Origin of the sequence: Escherichia sp. E1130 (assembly GCF_005781065.1) — a bacterium.
Lineage (GTDB): Bacteria > Pseudomonadota > Gammaproteobacteria > Enterobacterales > Enterobacteriaceae > Escherichia.
The window spans coordinates 153,709-172,965 of record NZ_VATL01000001.1; the positions used below are offsets into that span (position 1 = coordinate 153,709).

The 19,257-nt window shown below is 42.4% G+C and carries 18 protein-coding genes; 5 read left to right on the forward strand and 13 right to left on the reverse strand.

The genetic code is table 11. The features are described 5' to 3' along the window. The first annotated feature begins 1 nt into the window (after position 1). Complete coding sequence (locus FEK66_RS00745) at positions 2 to 961, forward strand: divergent polysaccharide deacetylase family protein (RefSeq protein ID WP_135495408.1); 960 nt, start codon at positions 2 to 4, stop codon at positions 959 to 961. Here FEK66_RS00745 and waaH read toward each other — a convergent pair. The 3 genes from waaH to kbl all read right to left on the reverse strand — a co-directional run bounded on the left by waaH (position 948) and on the right by kbl (position 4,631). Continuing rightward, positions 948 to 1,982 carry a UDP-glucuronate:LPS(HepIII) glycosyltransferase gene (gene waaH / locus FEK66_RS00750; protein ID WP_130206691.1) on the reverse strand — a complete coding sequence of 345 codons (1,035 nt, stop codon included), beginning with the start codon at positions 1,980 to 1,982 and terminating at the stop codon, positions 948 to 950. The two genes, FEK66_RS00745 and waaH, sit on opposite strands and share 14 nt — an antisense overlap. 413 nt (positions 1,983 to 2,395) lie before the next feature. Then, on the reverse strand, positions 2,396 to 3,421 hold the full coding sequence (gene tdh / locus FEK66_RS00755; RefSeq protein ID WP_130206693.1) for an L-threonine 3-dehydrogenase: 1,026 nt from the start codon (positions 3,419 to 3,421) through the stop codon (positions 2,396 to 2,398). A 13-nt stretch (positions 3,422 to 3,434) separates the two neighbouring features. Next, complete coding sequence (gene kbl / locus FEK66_RS00760; RefSeq protein ID WP_064526086.1) at positions 3,435 to 4,631, reverse strand: glycine C-acetyltransferase; 1,197 nt, start codon at positions 4,629 to 4,631, stop codon at positions 3,435 to 3,437. Positions 4,632 to 4,844: 213 nt separating this feature from the next. Here kbl and rfaD point away from each other — a divergent pair, with 213 nt between their 5' ends. The 4 genes from rfaD to FEK66_RS00780 all read left to right on the forward strand — a co-directional run bounded on the left by rfaD (position 4,845) and on the right by FEK66_RS00780 (position 9,189). Next, on the forward strand, positions 4,845 to 5,825 hold the full coding sequence (rfaD, locus tag FEK66_RS00765; protein ID WP_000587766.1) for an ADP-glyceromanno-heptose 6-epimerase: 981 nt from the start codon (positions 4,845 to 4,847) through the stop codon (positions 5,823 to 5,825). A gap of 79 nt (positions 5,826 to 5,904) precedes the next feature. Continuing rightward, the gene (gene rfaF / locus FEK66_RS00770; RefSeq protein WP_130206695.1) at positions 5,905 to 6,951 is read left to right on the forward strand and encodes an ADP-heptose--LPS heptosyltransferase RfaF; all 1,047 of its coding nucleotides are present in this window, start codon (positions 5,905 to 5,907) and stop codon (positions 6,949 to 6,951) included. Positions 6,952 to 6,954: 3 nt separating this feature from the next. After that, the gene (rfaC, locus tag FEK66_RS00775) at positions 6,955 to 7,914 is read left to right on the forward strand and encodes a lipopolysaccharide heptosyltransferase RfaC (RefSeq protein WP_130258365.1); all 960 of its coding nucleotides are present in this window, start codon (positions 6,955 to 6,957) and stop codon (positions 7,912 to 7,914) included. Positions 7,915 to 7,923: 9 nt separating this feature from the next. After that, positions 7,924 to 9,189, forward strand: a complete 1,266-nt coding sequence (locus tag FEK66_RS00780; protein WP_138158609.1) for an O-antigen ligase — start codon at positions 7,924 to 7,926, stop codon at positions 9,187 to 9,189. Positions 9,190 to 9,214: 25 nt separating this feature from the next. Here FEK66_RS00780 and FEK66_RS00785 read toward each other — a convergent pair whose 3' ends face one another. The 10 genes from FEK66_RS00785 to rfaQ form a co-directional block, all read right to left on the reverse strand. Next, on the reverse strand, positions 9,215 to 10,288 hold the full coding sequence (locus FEK66_RS00785; RefSeq protein WP_131161548.1) for a glycosyltransferase family 9 protein: 1,074 nt from the start codon (positions 10,286 to 10,288) through the stop codon (positions 9,215 to 9,217). A 32-nt stretch (positions 10,289 to 10,320) separates the two neighbouring features. Continuing rightward, complete coding sequence (gene waaZ, locus FEK66_RS00790) at positions 10,321 to 11,172, reverse strand: 3-deoxy-D-manno-oct-2-ulosonate III transferase WaaZ (RefSeq protein ID WP_131161547.1); 852 nt, start codon at positions 11,170 to 11,172, stop codon at positions 10,321 to 10,323. Positions 11,173 to 11,245: 73 nt separating this feature from the next. Further along, complete coding sequence (gene rfaY / locus FEK66_RS00795; RefSeq protein ID WP_130206705.1) at positions 11,246 to 11,944, reverse strand: lipopolysaccharide core heptose(II) kinase RfaY; 699 nt, start codon at positions 11,942 to 11,944, stop codon at positions 11,246 to 11,248. Between the two features lie 17 nt (positions 11,945 to 11,961). Further along, positions 11,962 to 12,978, reverse strand: a complete 1,017-nt coding sequence (rfaJ, locus tag FEK66_RS00800; protein ID WP_135495409.1) for a lipopolysaccharide 1,2-glucosyltransferase RfaJ — start codon at positions 12,976 to 12,978, stop codon at positions 11,962 to 11,964. Positions 12,979 to 13,017: 39 nt separating this feature from the next. Then, positions 13,018 to 14,037, reverse strand: a complete 1,020-nt coding sequence (waaO, locus tag FEK66_RS00805) for a lipopolysaccharide 3-alpha-galactosyltransferase (protein WP_130206709.1) — start codon at positions 14,035 to 14,037, stop codon at positions 13,018 to 13,020. After that, complete coding sequence (gene waaB, locus FEK66_RS00810) at positions 14,037 to 15,116, reverse strand: lipopolysaccharide 1,6-galactosyltransferase (protein WP_135495410.1); 1,080 nt, start codon at positions 15,114 to 15,116, stop codon at positions 14,037 to 14,039. Before waaB ends, waaO begins: the two co-directional genes overlap by 1 nt. Before the next feature lie 43 nt (positions 15,117 to 15,159). Beyond that, positions 15,160 to 16,095, reverse strand: coding sequence for an LPS core biosynthesis protein RfaS (gene rfaS / locus FEK66_RS00815; RefSeq protein WP_130206715.1), 936 nt, complete (start codon positions 16,093 to 16,095; stop codon positions 15,160 to 15,162). 36 nt (positions 16,096 to 16,131) lie between these two features. After that, the gene (gene rfaP, locus FEK66_RS00820; protein WP_130206717.1) at positions 16,132 to 16,929 is read right to left on the reverse strand and encodes a lipopolysaccharide core heptose(I) kinase RfaP; all 798 of its coding nucleotides are present in this window, start codon (positions 16,927 to 16,929) and stop codon (positions 16,132 to 16,134) included. After that, positions 16,922 to 18,046, reverse strand: a complete 1,125-nt coding sequence (gene rfaG / locus FEK66_RS00825; protein WP_130258375.1) for a lipopolysaccharide glucosyltransferase I — start codon at positions 18,044 to 18,046, stop codon at positions 16,922 to 16,924. Before rfaG ends, rfaP begins: the two co-directional genes overlap by 8 nt. Next, the gene (gene rfaQ, locus FEK66_RS00830) at positions 18,043 to 19,113 is read right to left on the reverse strand and encodes a lipopolysaccharide core heptosyltransferase RfaQ (RefSeq protein ID WP_130206721.1); all 1,071 of its coding nucleotides are present in this window, start codon (positions 19,111 to 19,113) and stop codon (positions 18,043 to 18,045) included. Before rfaQ ends, rfaG begins: the two co-directional genes overlap by 4 nt. Between the last annotated feature and the right edge of the window lie 144 nt (positions 19,114 to 19,257).

The window sequence follows — 19,257 nt, forward strand, 5'->3', positions numbered from 1 at the left end:
TTTGTTTCCATTTCGTCGTAACGTTTTTGCATTTGCCGCTCTGTTAGCGCTTTCCTCCCCCGTACTTGCTGGCAAACTAGCCATTGTCATTGATGATTTTGGTTATCGCCCGCACAACGAAAACCAGGTGCTGGCGATGCCCTCCGCTATCTCCGTCGCCGTGTTGCCCGACTCACCGCACGCCAGAGAGATGGCGACCAAAGCGCATAACAGCGGTCACGAGGTGTTGATCCATCTGCCAATGGCACCATTGAGTAAACAGCCGCTGGAGAAAAACACGCTGCGCCCGGAGATGAGCAGCGACGAAATTGAGCGCATTATTCGTAGTGCGGTCAATAACGTGCCCTATGCCGTGGGGATCAACAACCACATGGGCAGCAAGATGACCTCTAACCTGTTTGGTATGCAGAAAGTGATGCAGGCGCTGGCGCGTTACAATCTTTACTTCCTCGACAGCGTAACCATCGGTAATACCCAGGCGATGCGCGCCGCACAAGGCACTGGCGTGAAGGTTATTAAACGGAAGGTGTTCCTCGACGATTCGCAAAATGAAGCGGACATCCGTGTGCAGTTCAATCGCGCAATTGACCTGGCGCGTCGCAACGGTTCGACCATCGCCATCGGGCATCCTCACCCTTCAACGGTACGCGTGCTACAACAGATGGTTTATAACCTGCCGCCAGACATTACGCTGGTGAAAGCCAGCAGCTTGCTGAATGAACCGCAGGTCGATACGTCTACGCCACCGAAAAATACGGTGCCCAACGCGCCGCGTAATCCGTTCCATGGCGTGAAGCTGTGTAAACCGAAAAAACCGCTGGAACCCGTTTATGCGAATCGCTTCTTTGAAGTATTAAGCGAAAGCATCAGCCAGAGCACGCTGATCGTTTACTTCCAGCATCAGTGGCAAGGCTGGGGCAAACAGCCCGAAGCGGCGAAGTTTAACGCTAGCGCAAATTAAAGGCGCTACGCGTAATGCGATGGTGCGATCGTGTTTTGTCGCGCCATTGCCATAAGCGGAAAGACCACAGTAATGCCTGATAACCCACCTTTACGCTGCGGACATTAGTAATCAGGCGCTTATACATGCCGGAAGTAAATATCTCAGCAATCATCCGTTGGCGGATAAGAATATCTGGCTCTTTGCGCACCGCATGGCAAACACGCAATGCTTCGTAAGTTATTTGCTGATGAAATTCCGGATAAATTGTAATTTTGTCGGCATAATTTCGATTTAATTTCTCCAGCAGTCGGGTAATCTTAATATAGTGCCGTTGATAATTAAGGTTTTTATTCCCTTGTCTATTCAACCGACTCACTGACGTATTATGCAGATAATATTTATATAACGATTGCTCGGTATATCGCGCACGCAGCGCGTTAAACATAAATTCTGTTGTCCAGACAATATCCTGATGATGTAATCCGGCAATAAATTTAATGTTATTTTTTACAATAACATCGCGGCGATAAACGCCCATCCAGACAACGTGAGTCCAGCGGCGAGAAGAAAGTCCCATCCGCAGCCAGTCCGGGCCGGTTAATACGCCGGTTGAGCGTATGCGATCGGTGGGAATGGATTGCCAGGTTTCCCCCGTTTCACGAAAACACCAGTCAGCGTTGCACTGCGCCACGTCGAGATCGTCCTCTAACGCCATGGTCATCAGCGTTTCGTACATAGTGGGATAGACTTCATCATCAGCATCGACAAAAGCAACATATTTGCCCGTCGCTGCCTCGATCCCGCGATTACGCGCCACCGATGCGCCAGCATTCGCCTGATGCAGCAAGCGAACATGCGGATGTTTTTCTGCGTAATGCTTTGCTATTTCAACAGAATTATCCGTTGATCCATCGTTAATAATAATAATTTCCAGAGCAGTCCAGGTTTGCGCGATTAAAGATTCCATACAAGTGCGGAAATCATCGCCCGCATTATATAACGGGATAATAACACTAAGTTTATTGGTGCTGTTCATCATAAATTACCGACGACCTCTGAAGTTACCCTGACGTTGTACAGGCTTTGTATTAAGAAACTATTAAGCCTGTGAAATATTATTTTTACGGGTGAGAAAGTAACTTCAGGCTAGAGAGATAATGAGAGCAGAAATATAAGATAACAGCGCAATTACGATATCTTTATTACACTGACAGGATTTTACATATTTAACGGATTATCCTCAGGGAAAATGGCTGGAATTTTGGATTTTCAGATTGTAGACAAAGTGCGCTTTGTTTATGCCGGATCTAGCGTAAACGCTTTATCCGGCATACCAAATTGTGCAAATTTAATATGTTGCAGGAACCACGTAGGCCTGATAAGCCGTAGCGCATCAGGCAATTTTGTGTTTTCCATCAGCTTCAAGGGCTGGAATACCAGCCCTTGTTCGTGTTAATCCCAGCTCAGAATAACTTTCCCAGACTGGCCCGAACGCATGGCATCAAAGCCTTTCTGGAAATCGTCGATGGAGAAACGATGGGTAATGATTGGCGAGAGATCCAGACCAGACTGAATCAGCGCCGCCATCTTGTACCAGGTTTCAAACATCTCACGACCGTAAATACCTTTAATGAACAGTCCTTTAAAGATCACTTTTGTCCAGTCGATAGACATATCAGACGGCGGTATACCCAGCATCGCAATACGGCCACCGTGATTCATGGTGTCCAGCATCGTGCGAAACGCTGACGGCGCACCGGACATCTCCAGACCAACATCAAAGCCTTCAGTCATGCCCAGTTCTGCCATTACGTCGTTGAGATTCTCTTTCGCGACGTTAACCGCACGAGTGATGCCCATTTTGCGCGCCAGCCCCAGACGGTATTCGTTAACATCAGTGATCACCACGTTGCGTGCACCAACGTGTTTCGCTACCGCCGCGGCCATAATACCAATTGGGCCTGCACCAGAAACCAGAACATCTTCGCCGACCAGATCAAATGATAGCGCCGTATGCACCGCATTTCCGAACGGGTCAAAAATTGCGGCTAAGTCATCGGAGATATTGTCGGGGATTTTGAAGGCGTTGAATGCCGGGATCACCAGATATTCGGCGAAGCAGCCCGGGCGATTAACACCAACGCCTATCGTGTTGCGGCACAAATGGGTACGACCACCACGACAGTTGCGGCAATGACCACAGGTGATATGGCCTTCGCCAGAAACGCGATCGCCGATCTTGAAGCCTTTCACTTCCTGACCGATGCCAACCACCTCACCAACATATTCATGGCCTACAACCATCGGTACTGGGATGGTTTTTTGCGACCACTCATCCCAGTTATAGATGTGAACGTCAGTCCCGCAGATGGCTGTTTTACGGATTTTAATCAGCAGATCGTTATGTCCGAGTTCCGGTTCAGGAACGTCGGTCATCCAGATGCCCTCTTCCGCTTTCAGTTTGGATAACGCTTTCATCTCACATCCTCACTCAGGCGATTACGCCCAGTTGTTTACCAATACGCGTGAACGCTTCTACCGCACGCGTAATTTGCTCAGGGGTATGCGCCGCAGACATCTGGGTACGAATACGCGCCTGACCTTTCGGAACGACCGGATAGAAGAAACCGGTGACGTAAATGCCCTCTTTTTGCAGTTCACGGGCAAATTTTTGCGCCACTACAGCATCGCCAAGCATGACCGGAATAATGGCGTGATCAGCACCCGCCAGGGTAAAGCCCGCCGCCGACATCTGCTCACGGAACTGACGCGCGTTCGCCCACAGACGGTCACGAAGCTCACTGCCCGCTTCGACCATCTCCAGCACTTTAATGGAAGCAGCCACAATGGCAGGTGCCAGTGAGTTGGAGAACAGGTAAGGACGAGAACGCTGACGCAGCCACTCAACCACTTCTTTACGCGCTGCGGTGTAACCACCAGAAGCCCCGCCCAGTGCTTTACCCAGCGTGCCGGTGATGATATCGACACGGCCCATCACATCGCAGTATTCATGGGAGCCACGTCCGTTTTCACCGACAAAACCGACGGCATGAGAGTCATCAACCATCACCAAAGCGTCGTATTTATCCGCGAGATCGCAAACCCCTTTCAGGTTGGCAATTACGCCATCCATAGAGAACACACCATCGGTGGCGATTAACACATGGCGCGCCCCGGATTCACGCGCTTCTTTCAGGCACGCTTCCAGCTCTTGCATATTGTTGTTGGCATAGCGATAGCGTTTGGCTTTGCACAGCCGCACGCCGTCGATGATCGAGGCATGGTTCAGAGCATCGGAGATAATGGCGTCTTCCGCGCCCAGCAGTGTTTCAAACAGACCGCCGTTGGCATCAAAACAGGAAGAATAGAGAATCGCATCTTCCATGCCGAGAAATGCTGCCAGTTTCTGCTCAAGCTCTTTATGGCTATCCTGGGTGCCGCAGATAAATCGCACCGAAGCCATGCCGAAACCGTGAGAATCCATTCCCGCTTTTGCCGCCGCAATCAGCTCCGGATGATTCGCCAGTCCGAGATAGTTATTGGCGCAAAAGTTTATGACGTGACTTCCATCAGCCACAGTGATGTCTGCTTGCTGCGCAGACGTAATAATGCGTTCTTCTTTAAACAACCCTTCCGCCCTTGCGGTTTCCAGATCGTTAGTTAACTGCTGATAAAATTCTCCACGCATTGCGGTTCTCCAGACAGGGCAATTTCCAGCACATATTACCCAAACTTATAGTTCGCGACGAGATGACGCGTTAACACTTCTGTAAAATTTAGAATAAATAACGTCCATCCCCCTCACTTTCGGCGAATGGCTGAAGCCAACGCCGTGTAGTGATATGATAGAAGCATTCGTGTCTGAGATTGTCTCTGACTCCATAATTCGAAGGTTACAGTTATGATCATCGTTACCGGCGGCGCGGGCTTTATCGGCAGCAACATCGTTAAGGCCCTGAATGATAAAGGCATCACCGATATTCTGGTGGTGGACAACCTGAAAGACGGCACCAAGTTTGTGAACCTGGTGGACCTGAACATCGCGGACTATATGGATAAGGAAGACTTCCTGATCCAGATTATGGCGGGTGAAGAGTTCGGCGATGTCGAAGCGATTTTCCACGAAGGCGCGTGCTCTTCCACTACCGAGTGGGACGGCAAGTATATGATGGATAACAACTATCAATACTCCAAAGAGCTGCTGCACTACTGTCTGGAGCGCGAAATCCCGTTCCTGTACGCCTCTTCCGCAGCCACTTACGGCGGTCGCACCTCCGACTTTATTGAATCCCGCGAATACGAAAAACCACTGAATGTCTACGGTTATTCGAAGTTCCTGTTTGATGAATATGTTCGTCAAATCCTGCCAGAAGCGAACTCGCAGATTGTTGGTTTCCGCTATTTCAACGTTTATGGACCGCGTGAAGGCCATAAAGGCAGCATGGCGAGCGTCGCTTTCCATCTCAACACCCAGCTTAACAACGGTGAGTCTCCGAAACTGTTCGAAGGTAGCGAGAACTTTAAACGCGACTTCGTCTACGTGGGCGACGTGGCTGATGTGAATCTGTGGTTCCTGGAAAATGGCGTTTCCGGCATCTTCAACCTCGGTACTGGCCGTGCGGAATCCTTCCAGGCAGTAGCAGATGCAACGCTTGCTTATCACAAGAAAGGTCAGATCGAATACATTCCGTTCCCGGATAAACTGAAAGGCCGCTACCAGGCGTTTACTCAGGCGGATCTGACTAATCTGCGCGCTGCGGGTTACGACAAACCGTTCAAAACTGTTGCTGAAGGTGTAACGGAATACATGGCCTGGCTGAATCGCGACATCAACGTAAATTCACAAAATCATTCGAGCGGTATCAAGGCGGCAACGAAGTGAATCTCCGGGAGCTTACAAAAGTAAGTGACCGGAGTGAACGCAGGCAGCCGCCGCAGAGACAGCTTGAAGGATGAAGTGAATGAAAATATTGGTGATCGGCCCGTCGTGGGTTGGCGACATGATGATGTCGCAAAGTCTCTATCGCACGCTCCAGGCGCGCTATCCCCAGGCGATAATCGACGTGATGGCACCGGCATGGTGCCGTCCATTATTATCGCGGATGCCGGAAGTTAACGAAGCTATCCCGATGCCTCTCGGTCACGGGGCGCTGGAAATCGGTGAACGCCGCAAACTGGGTCATAGTCTGCGTGAAAAGCGCTACGACCGCGCCTACGTCTTACCCAACTCCTTCAAATCCGCATTAGTGCCTTTCTTCGCGGGTATTCCTCATCGCACCGGCTGGCGCGGCGAGATGCGCTACGGTTTACTCAACGATGTACGTGTGCTCGATAAAGAAGCCTGGCCGCTAATGGTGGAACGCTATGTGGCGCTGGCCTATGACAAAGGCGTAATGCGTACCGCACAAGATCTACCAAAACCGTTGTTATGGCCGCAATTGCAGGTGAGCGAAGGTGAAAAATCGTATGCCTGTAACCAATTTTCGCTCTCATCAGAACGTCCGATGATTGGCTTTTGCCCGGGTGCGGAGTTTGGCCCGGCGAAACGCTGGCCACACTACCACTATGCAGAGCTGGCAAAGCAGCTGATTGATGAAGGTTATCAGGTGGTTCTGTTTGGCTCTGCGAAAGATCATGAGGCGGGCAATGAGATTCTTGCCGCTTTGAATACCGAGCAGCAGGCATGGTGTCGGAACCTGGCGGGGGAAACACAGCTTGAGCAGGCAGTCATTTTGATTGCCGCCTGTAAAGCCATTGTCACTAACGATTCTGGCCTGATGCACGTTGCTGCGGCGCTCAATCGTCCACTGGTTGCTCTGTATGGGCCGAGCAGTCCGGACTTTACGCCGCCGCTTTCCCACAAAGCGCGCGTGATCCGCCTGATTACCGGCTATCACAAAGTGCGTAAAGGTGACGCTGCAGAGGGTTATCATCAGAGCTTGATCGACATTACTCCCCAGCACGTGTTGGAAGAACTCAACGCGCTATTGTTACAAGAGGAAGCCTGACGGATGCGGGTTCTGATCGTTAAAACATCGTCGATGGGCGATGTTCTCCATACGCTGCCCGCACTCACCGATGCCCAGCAGGCAATCCCGGGGATTAAGTTTGATTGGGTGGTGGAAGAGGGATTCGCGCAAATTCCGTCCTGGCACGCCGCCGTTGAGCGGGTTATCCCGGTGGCGATACGACGCTGGCGCAAAGCCTGGTTCTCGGCCCCCATAAAAGCGGAACGGAAAGCGTTTCGTGAAGCCCTTCAGGCAGAAAACTATGACGCAATTATCGACGCCCAGGGGCTGGTAAAAAGCGCAGCGCTGGTGACACGTTTAGCACATGGCGTTAAACATGGAATGGACTGGCAAACCGCTCGCGAGCCTTTAGCCAGCCTGTTTTACAATCGCAAACATCATATTGCGAAACAGCAGCATGCTGTAGAACGTACCCGTGAACTGTTTGCAAAAAGCCTTGGGTATAGCAAACCGCAGGCCCAGGGCGATTATGCTATTGCGCAGCATTTCCTGACAAATCCACTACCGGATGCTGGGGAGTATGCTGTATTCCTTCATGCGACCACCCGCGATGATAAACACTGGCCGGAAGAGCACTGGCGAGAATTAATTGGTTTACTGGCAGGTTCAGGGATTCGAATTAAACTACCGTGGGGAGCGCCGCATGAAGAAGAGCGGGCAAAAAGGCTGGCGGAAGGCTTTGATTATGTCGACGTACTGCCGAAGATGACTCTGGAAGGCGTTGCCCGTGTGCTGGCTGGAGCTAAATTTGTTGTGTCAGTCGATACAGGATTAAGCCATTTAACTGCGGCACTCGATAAACCCAATATCACAGTTTATGGGCCGACAGACCCGGGATTAATTGGCGGTTATGGGAAGAATCAGGTAGTTTGCATGGCACCGGGGAAAAGTTTAATTAATCTCAACGGTCAAGCAGTTTTGGAAAAATTATCATCATTATAAAGGTAAAACATGCCAACCTTCATTAAATTTCACTCATGGAAACCTTACACTCTGAAATCATCTGTGATTCTAGAGATAATGACTTATATATTATGTTTTTTTTCATTGATAATTGCATTCATCGATAACACTTTCAGCATAAAGATATATAATATCACTGCTATAGTTTGCTTGTTATCACTAATTTTACGTGGCAGACAAGGAAATTATAATATAAAAAACCTTATCCTTCCACTTTCTATATTTTTTATAGGATTGCTTGATTTAATTTGGTATTCTGTGTTTAAAGTAGACAACTCTCCATTTCGTGCTACTTACCACAGTTATTTAAATACTGCCAAAATATTTATATTTGGATCTTTTATTGTTTTTTTAGCACTAACTAGCCAGCTAAAAACAAAAAAAGAAAGTGTGTTATACATTTTATATTCCCTGTCATTTATAATTGCTGCATATGCAATTTATACTAATAGCATTCATGAATATGACCGCATTTCTTTTGGTATAGGAGCGGCAACAGGAGCAGCATATTCAACAATGCTAATAGGGATAGTTAGTGGTGTTGCAATTCTTTATACTAAAAAAAACCATCCTTTTTTATTTTTATTAAATAGTTGCGCGGTACTTTATGTTCTGGCACTGACACAAACCAGAGCAACTCTACTCCTTTTCCCTGTAATTTGTGCTGTTGCACTAATTACATATTACAACAAATCCCCAAAAAAATTCACTTCCGCTATTGTTCTTCTAATTGCTATATTGACCAGTGTTGTAATTATATTTAATAAACCAATTCAATATCGCTATAACGAAGCATTAAATGATTTAAACAGTTATACCAATGCTAATAGCGTAACTTCCTTAGGTGCAAGACTGGCAATGTACGAAATTGGTTTTGATTTATTCAAAGAATCGCCTCTTTCATTTAGATCTGCAGAGTCGCGCGCTGAAAGTATGAATTTGTTAGTCGCAGAAAACAATAGACTAAGAGGGGCATTGGATTTTGCTAACGTACACCTACATAATGAGATAATTGAAGCAGGGTCACTGAAAGGTCTGATGGGGATTTTTTCCACCCTTTTCCTCTATTTTTCACTATTTTATACAGTATATAAAAAACGCGCATTGGGTTTGTTGATATTAACGCTCGGCATTGTGGGGATTGGACTCAGTGATGTGATCATATGGGCACGCAGCATTCCAATTATCGTTATATCCGCGATAGTCCTCTTACTCGTTATTAATAATCGCAACAATACTATTAATCAAGAATAGACAAGTTTAAGAAGTGAGTTTTAACTCACTTCTTATCTATACAACTTAATCTCTTTACTGAATCAGTTAAAGTTTCAGTATCGATATCTTTTATCGTAAATGTTGGAGATACTATTTGTATAGATTGATGATTATTCGGGGCCCAAATTAAATGTGAGGGATATTCCGGAGTACGTGAATTAGGATAAAATGCAAGCGTTGGTTTATGATAAGCCGCAGCGATATGAACAAGAGCTGTATCAACAGAAATGACAAAATCACTATACCGGGTCAACGCAACAGTATAAATAAACTCGTCAAATGGTAGTGTTTCAATTTCAGGTATTGGTATTGTCAATAAATCTTGTGGTAACCCGGTAAATATCACTCGATAATTTTCAAACTGTGCTTTCACTTCTTGATATATAATTTTTATTTGCTCAAAGGTAAGTCGGCATATTTTTTTTGCACCTAATGGGTTAATGATGATTATTCTTGTATTTCCAATAAAATCTTTTATTTTATTTTCAACATCTACAGGTAAATGCAAGTCGTAGTCGGTGGAAAATTCACCCTCACCATAAATATGCTTCAGTATTTCTGTTGCTCGTGTACTCATATGTTCTTTTAAACATTCATCGTGGGGATGGTAAAATGAATAGTAACGCTTATACCATTGATCAAAACCCAGAATGTAAGAATCTTTTAAACTTGATAATATTAAACTATGATTAAATGAGGGCATTGTTTCAAAGGGGTCTAATACAATATCGAACTGTAAATCCCGCAGATGCTTACATAGAGTAAGCATTTTAAGGGAACCCGTCGATTCTTTGATACAGAACTCAAATATATTTTTATTATTAGAGAGAAACTCCCCACCCTTTCTATTTGTGAGAATGGTTATTTTAACTCCTTTACTATAAAGCTCACGATAAATCGAACTTAATACAATTAGATCACCGAGTTTATTATTATCATGAATGATTAGGCATGATTTAATTTGTGCTGGCTCTGTAACTTGGTTATTGATTTTCTTACGAAATAAAAAAGAAAGGAAATTAATTTTGATTTTGTTTATATAAAATCTTTTCTTTTTGTGAAAAGTTCCTAAACGCATTTTTATACCATATTATTTTAGTTTCAGGATAACTAATTAGCATAAGAATCAGTTGAAGCTTTATATTGCATTTTTTTTCTTGTCTTATCCTTTGACTCTTCCGTACTGATATCTTGAAGTTTAATAAATGGAATTACATCGTAAGAAATAGCCGTATCATCTGATAAATTATAAATATTAATATCTTTTACATTATCATGCATAAAACGGAAAAATGGCAAGATTTTGAATAAATCCCTACTTAATTCCGAGGGCATGGGATTCTTATTCTCGTCATAGAAACGCGAACAACTACCCGTTAAATCAAGACCGGAACAAATAATCCGTGCATACTTAAGTGAATATGCTATTTGAATTGCAGCAAAGGCAATAGTATGGCATGAGCAATAACCAAGACTAATGTCCTTGCAAAATCCGACCAGACGACCTTTTTTAGACAACGGTACAGAGATCAGCAGTTCTTTGTGAATCTGTCTCAAAATATTAAATTTAATCTTCTTTATAAAACCACCTTTTTCCCGGCGGTAAAAAGACCGTAATACAAGACAGTTCTGGAGGATATAAAGTTTATCTTCTTTGGAAGCGTGTTCATAAACGTCAACATTTACTATGGTATAACGACTTCTCTGGCTAAATTTATAAAAATCATCACGACGCTGATGTAAAAAGCGGACATCTGTAAGTACATATATAAAAGGAACGATATTATTACTTAACAGATATTGCGCAGAACCATTGACAGCAATAATATCCTTTGTTTGTAATACTGACAAAGGTGTTTTTTGCGATGTAGGCCCAGAAAGAAAAATAATAACATCATCAGATGTTTTATTTTCAATCAGGTTTTCAACATCTTTTTTGTCAATGTATCTAATATTCTTCATGATAAACCTGTGAAATAAATAACTCCGCTTAAAACTGTCCTGGTGAAGACACGTAATTGTGGATATTTCTATTTTAGCGCGCTGGTTTCCCTTTCAAACGCCGCATAAAATTGCGCATTTTTTTACGATATACTAAAAGATAATAGCCTAGATCTTTAATCTCATTTTTAATACCGTAATGACGCTCTAAGTCAATACGATCTTTCGCTTTACGCTGCGCTGAAGCACGTTTTCCGGAGAGATCAATAATTCGAACCTCACCATTTTTTATAATGAAGTTACCACGATGGGGGTCGCCAGAAACCATGCCATGTTGATGTAAGGAATTAATTGATTGCTGAATTTTATTTTTTAGCACATCATCAATATCGGGCATATCACACAACTCTATGCCATCAATATACTCGATGATCATGATATAAGTATGGACAAATCGTAAGGTTTTGCGTTCAGCCAATAAATAAAAGTCATTGAGTGTATTTAACCCTTCATTTCGTACTTTTTGGGTTTGCTCAAAAAGGCGTTCGTAATAATCACCTTTTAACAGAGACTTAAAGAAACGTTCGTTACGCTTAACTTTCGGAGAAAAAACCTTAAGAATCAATTTACCGTAATCGGTATCAATAAGCATAACTTTTGTATCATCAATAGAACGAAAAACCTTGATGATATTTATATTATAAGACAAGAAGTCATTTAATACATTGAGATACTTTGAATTGTTTTCATCGGTAAAAACAACCAAGTCTTTGATCTTGCTCTTCTGAATCATAATAACCCAGTTAAATGTTATTTACGGTAATATTTTCGGCAAAGATAACAGACTCCTGCTATAATTCCTGAGATATAATTATGCTGCACTAAAAGGTGTTTATATCTTTTTTTAAATTCAATAATTGATTTTGCATCTCGTGGAGAGTCATCTTTCCATGGTGAATTTTCTAAAGCTATTTTATAGTATTTTACCGATGGATAAATTGCCCATTTGTGCCACGGTTTAGTTGCACCTGTATAATGAATAAGCAGAGTGCTTTCTGTAATCAGCTTTTTATAGTTTTGATGTGTTTTGTCTTTTAATTCACTTTTAATTGTATAAATTGTATTGTACTCACGAGGCAAAAATATTGTCATCCCTTTCAGTAAGATATTCATAACATCCTGATCAGGGTATTTATAAACATTATCTTTACTCATAAGAATAGACAACGCTTTTTCTGTTAGTTTTGCGTCAGCCCATTTTTTTAAATCTAAATAAACGACGCCGGAATTAAAGTACTGCCCAAGTAATTCAGGATCAGACAACCTGGATACCGCCTTTTCCTGCATTGGCTCAACATCTTTAACAACAGCAGCGACCGCTCCGTTTAAATCCAGATGCAATAGTTGGCTAATATCGCCTTTACAAACAACATCTGCATCAAGATAAAGCAAACGATCAAGCGTTAAACCCAATAATTGAAATGCAAATAAACGGAAGTACATTGCTCTTGACCAGACCTGTGTACAAGGCAAGCACTGGAGCTTATCAGTGTTAATTCTATATAGCGTGATTCTTAATTGGTATTGCTCTGCAAGCTTTGCGACTTTTTGAAAAAAAACATCATTATAAACGTCAGCAATAATATAAAAATCAAGATTAATATGTCGATTGTTTAGGACAATTGATGTGATGGAAACACCTACACCATCAAGATAATTAGCATCGACACCATAGGCAACATTTAAACATTCAGAAGTATTTATATTAACTAGCCGATAATCCCAGGCTTTAACTTTATCTATCTCTATGGCAGGAAATGAGTCCACAATGCTACCCTTATATCATTACTTTATAGTTTCCCAGTTTTAATGCTTTATCTTTTCAATAAAATAAAAAAGATAATTGCTAAATCCTTTTAGATATCTATGCTTTTTAAGCATATGTTTTGCGCTATATCTTAATTGATTGCTATTGTTCGGTTTCAGCAACGCCGTGCTCTTCCATGGCGAAGCATTTTTTGCCTCCATAAAGGCTTGTGATACAGGATAATCCCAGGCCCAATCATGCCAGGGCTTGGTTGGACCGATATAGTGGATAAAAATAGTATCGTTGGTTACTGGGTTTGTAAAACTTTCTTTGAGTTGATAGTTTAAGCTAAACTGGGTGTTATATTTTATATCAGCAAAAATAAGTCTGTCTGCCAGCAACATATTTAATACATCCTGATCAGGATGTGTTATTTTTTTGACTATTTCTGGATCATTTAGCATTGCTATGGCTCGTGCAGAAACCTGCTGAGCCGCCCATTGGTCAGTATTAATCAATAAAAAACCGGAGTTAAAGTAACCTTTAGCAATTCCCGCAACACCTAACGAATGGGCGCGTTTTTCCCACCACTTAGCTTGCCCTTCTGTAACAACCATTGCGACTTTATTGTCAGGAAATGAGAAATTAATTAGTGGCTCAATAGTCCCCTGACAAATGATATCTGCATCCAGATAAAGGACTTTAGACGTCTTATTAATAAAGTAATCTGCAATAACAAAGCGAAAATATATTGCATGAGTCCAGTTCTTAGTGCTAGGCAATGAGCGGAGTCGATCAGCATTAATCAGATATATTTTAATTCTGGTTTTATACTGCAGCGCCAGGGCATCAAAATACTTACGATCATCATCACCAAAATAGTCAGTAAAAATATGGAAACACAATCGACTTCCTTCATTATACTTTAATATTGAAGCAATCGAAATTCCGCAACCAAATAGAAAATTTCTGTCAGTCCCATAAGCGATATCCAGACAAAGATTTTCTGTTTCTACTTTATGATTATAATCAATAACTGAATTAAGAAACTCAGTTTCCTGGAAAAACACCTGCTGCATTATTTCCTCCGGGAAATAGCAGAAATAATTATCTTATGTAATCTATCGTAATACTTCGATTGGTAAAATTTATCGATCGACGCAGGAATTGTTTCATGTTCGATATAAATTTCACCTGCTATATATTTATTGAGAAGCGTTACAAAACCAGCAATATCTCCCGATTGATACAGATGACCATTAACATCAGGTTGAATAATGTCAGCAGGCCCGGAGACACAATCGGCGCTGATGCAAGGAATTCCCCATGACAAGGCTTCAAGTAGGGTCATTGGGAAACCTTCAAAAGATGACGTGAGCAATAACGCACTCACTTTTTTAATATCTTGCTGGACCAATTCCCAGGGATGTTGTTGCCAACCATACCAGACAATTCGATCATCAATATTTAGTTCTCTACTATAAGCCTGGCATTTTTCGAAATCGGAACCATCACCCAATACATGGAGTTTCCAGTTACCTTGCGCTTGTGATAAGCCATCAAGGAGGTCTTTAACCCGCTTCTGGCCCTCGAATTTCATACGCCCAACATAAATGAACGTTGCCGTTTCGCCTTCCTCAGGCGCAGGAATGACTGTGTCTTTAGCTTCGACTGGATTAAAAATAACATTTATCGTCGATTCTGCTACACCCCGATTAATCATTTGCTGTTTAATGCCAGAGCTGATTGCTAAATGATAATCGGCACAGGTGATATATTCAGCATGTTTTTTGTGATCTAAAGAAAAATGCGGCCATGAAAATACTGGCACATCAATTCCTGATTTTTTACGAGCTTTGGCCGCATACAAACACGAGATCACGTCAATACAAATAACAACATCTGGCTGATAATCCTGAAGCCATTTGCTTAACGCATGAATATGTTTCGCGCGACGCAAAAAACCTAAGCGAATATTGGAAAATGAACACGAGTACTTAATACCGTCCAGCCATCCCTTATCCATTTTATCATTACGACAAAAGAAAAACATTTCACTATGGATATGTTGTTTCCTGAAGGTAGTAATAACATCACGAATGACTGTTTCCATGCCGCCAAATCCAGAAACAGCTTCGCCGATAAATGCTATTTTCATTGAAACTCTCATTAATTGAGTAAAGCTCACTGTTTTAATGATTTTATTTTTCTATAAAATCAGAAACAATTGTTGACATCATTTTATCAGGGCTGAATTTATATAAGCTATCATAATCCATTGGTTTAACAGATGAGTTAATAAAATACTCTAACTTATCCCAATCATCATGACCTATTATAAAAAAGCGAGACTCACTATAGATTTCTGAACCAAGTATATTTATATTATTAGTAATTAATTTTTTATTGAAAAATAGTGCCTCAAGTATACGAAGAGTCCAGCCAGATTGGTTTTCTTTAGTTATATCAACAATTATATTAGCATTTAATGTTCTTCTAATATTCTCTTCATACGGTATTTGTTCTTCAATCAAATACTTTGAAGTCGGAGATGATGTTTTATCTTTGACAACATTAAAATCTAACTTACATCCTAGTGTTGTTAATCTATCGGCTAATTCATTAATTATTTGAAGACGTCCTTTATCACGCCCAAGAAAAAAACATATTGGCTGACTGTTATTTTTGTCAGATAAACTATAATTTCTAATTTCATCCATTCCTATAGGAAAAAATTGTTCTATTGCCTTGGTCTTTTCATTCCCTATAAATCTATGCTCAAAATCATAGATAATATCAAAATAATTAGTGTTATCAAAAATAAAATCTTCGCTGACAGTATTTCTTAGAAGCAAAACTTTATGACAGTTAATGTTTTTTAATATTTGTTTATTGATACCTTTATTAATAACACTGTCATTAAAGATAATTATGTCATCTTTTCTGATATCATTGAGGTAATGCTTGATGAATAATCGCCCCAGCCATGCATTATCCATCCCTAATTTCGAAATTTTCTTATTAACCCAGTTGTATTTTTTTGGTGTTGTTATATTTTTTATCTTGTACTTTTTTTTCAGGTACTGGATCATTCTTAATTCATAATCTGCAATCCAGTTTATAAAATAAATAGTCATAATGAAGTTAGTTCCAGTACATACTGATAAATATTTTTATAATCCTTTGCGTTGTGTTCGCTCTTTAATATGCTCGGCCTTAACACTTGCCATGTTCAATAAATTCCGTTCAAGAGATAATATCTTACGTAAAGGCATCCCAAAATAAACCTTCATAAATCGCCAGATATCTCTCTGCGTCAGCCCAATATTCATTGATGAGAAATACAAACCAATCAGGTCTTTATCGCGCCAACGACGCGGTACTTTTGCACGTATCTGTGCCCGATGCAGATCGATAACCGAAATTTTTAATTCATCTTCCCGGCCAGTAAATGGCAAATGAAGTAAAAAGTGGCAAATGTAGCAGTCACGGTGATTTATCCCTGCGGCGTGCATTTTACGCACCATGGTTGCCACTCGTGTAATCAGCATACGCTTTACACGTATATCAGGCGGGTTGACTGCCCAATCAGCACAATAATCTTCAAGGCTAATCGTGGGAGTGAGATCTTCGGTAATAATAAATGATGTACGGGTTAATGGGTTTAAACCTTTCTCACCAAACCCAATGCCCTTCATTGTATCAACGCCAACATCACTCAGGCGATGAATAGCGTGCCACTCTCTGTCTGCGCCCAAAACGGGCATCCGTAATGAGAGTAGATTTTTTACAATCTCTTTTAATGTCGTCCCCTTGTGCCATTTAAGAAAATAGCTTTTCCCGGACAGCTCAAAGCGTAATGTGCGACGCGTCTCGAGTTCACGAAAGACCTCGCCGTTCAGTTCTTTGACTTCTGCAAAAACATCTTTACCACGCCAAAGTGTGGCAAGCGGCTCTTTTAATTCAACCATCTAAACCACCTGTAATGATATCTGCGGCTTTCTCTGGCAGGCTATACAAATCCTGAGTATCGGCATAATGGCGAGCATTCTCCGCCCAGGCCATTCGTAATGGAGACTGAGTTAACGCTTTACGTAAAACCTCATTTAATTGTTCCTGGGAGAAAGGTTCAGCAATGACCGTTCCACAATTGGCATCTGCAATATAATGCGCATACCCACATACTGCAGTTGTTAAAACAGGTAATCCAGCAGTGATCGCTTCAAGAAGAACGATACCCGCGGCTTCCTGATAAGCGGGATGCAGTAATAAATCAGCGGCTGCCATTAATTCTGACACATCATTGCGACCGGAGAAGAAATGCACATTGCTCCGCACGCCGAGTTTTTCTGCCAACGCTTCAAATTTCCGCGGTTTATCCTGGCCAACAACAAATAAAAGCGTATTGTGACGTAATGATTCCGGTAACGATGCCAAAGCTTCAATTGAGCGATCAACACCTTTACGACCAAAATCTGATCCAACCTGCAGTAATAAGTTTTGTTGCTCTTTTATGCCATTTTTCTGCCGATAAATTTCACGACTGTTTGGGATTTGCTCGCTGTATTTTCTGTCCGGATAAATACCGGGAGGAAGAATTTGAAAACGTTCAGATTCAGTTTGATAATGCTTCTGGAAATCGGCGATTTGCTTATCGGTCAGCATCATAAGTTTCGTCGATTTACCCTGCTCGAAAGTCGCTCGCTCAAATGCGGCATAATGGCGATATCGTGATGTTAAACGATATAAAAAACCTTTTTCTTGCGCAACTTTCTCGGCGTAACAAACATCAGCGGCAAAATAAACATCCAACCCTGGCATCTTATTAAACCCAACAACGCGATCAGCGGGATGCGCTTTGAGATGATTTTGTACCCAGGCATAATACTCTGCATTGCGTCCATGGTTGGTATGGGACTTAACTGGCACCTGAATAAGCTCAAATGCTTTCGGGCAATCACCTTCCCACGACTGCGTATAGATCCGAACATGGTGGCCCCGTGCGGCAACTGTTGATGCAATGCGCATAAAGTCACGTTGAAGCCCACCAAATGGAAAATATTTATATAAACAAAACGCCACGATCATAATTGTGTATTCCTGTCAGCTGATGGGGCATCTTCTGGCAACAGCTTTTCCGTAGCGGCGATCACATCTTCCGCTGGAATAACAGAAAGATATTTTTTGTTGCGGTCAAGTTCATGACGGGTCGGCATTTTCTGATAATTCCCCGCCCAGAATTGAATAATATTCTCAGTCCATGGGCGCCAGAATACATGATCAGTGGCCCCAAATAGACTAATAACTGGCGTCTTCACCGCCGCCGCAATATGCCCCGGCGCAGAATCCACACCAATAAAAAGCACTGCATGATCAATTAACGCGCCTAGTTCAGGAAAACGTGTTTTACCTGCAAGGCCAGTAATGGGTTTTGTTTCGCAACCTCGTGCAATCTCATCTACACAAGCGAGATCATCTGCCGAAGGCCCACAGGTCAGGACAACCTGATACCCTCGCTGTTGCAGCGCATCGATAACCTTAGAAAATTTATCGTTATCCCAGCACTTAAATATCTGACGCGCTGTCGGTTGGATGACAACATAATGATCTTTTACGCCCAGGGCATCTAACTCCTGGCGCATCTTCTTCCAGCAATCTTCGGCGTAACTCATTGTTGTGTCGGTGTAGAAATCGGTAATACCTAATGGCTCAAGGACCGATAAATTACGCTCAACAATATGTGTGCCGTGTATTGGCGCTAAGTGGGTGAAGCTTTTTTTCCAAATGCCATGCTGCCGATGACCATAAAGTTGCGATATTTTCATCCGTGCGGGTAAAAAACGTACCAGCAGCGCCACCATCCACTGATCCGTAAGATTAATGACCAGGTCATAATTATTCGCACGCAGAGTTTTTATCAACGAAAGCACATTTTTAATTTTATCGAATGTTCCCGCACCTTTATTGCTTATCCCGTAGAGCGCATTAATTTCCGGGTTTTCAGACAAAATAGGGATGGTATCCTGATAAAGCAGCATATCGATTTTTGCATCAGGATAATTCTGCTTGAGCGTACTGATGACAGGAGTAGTTAATAACATATCTCCATGATATCGCATCTTTATGACCAGAATTTTTCGAAATGGCTTTTCCACTAGCGACTCTTTTGTGTGATTGTCTGATTAAGTTAAGCAGAAAAAAAGCACGCTACCGCCCCAGGCTCAACAGCTACCTGAATACTGATAACGCACTTACTTGACGTGCTAGTGTATCATTTCTTTCGCAGCAATCCGACCCGA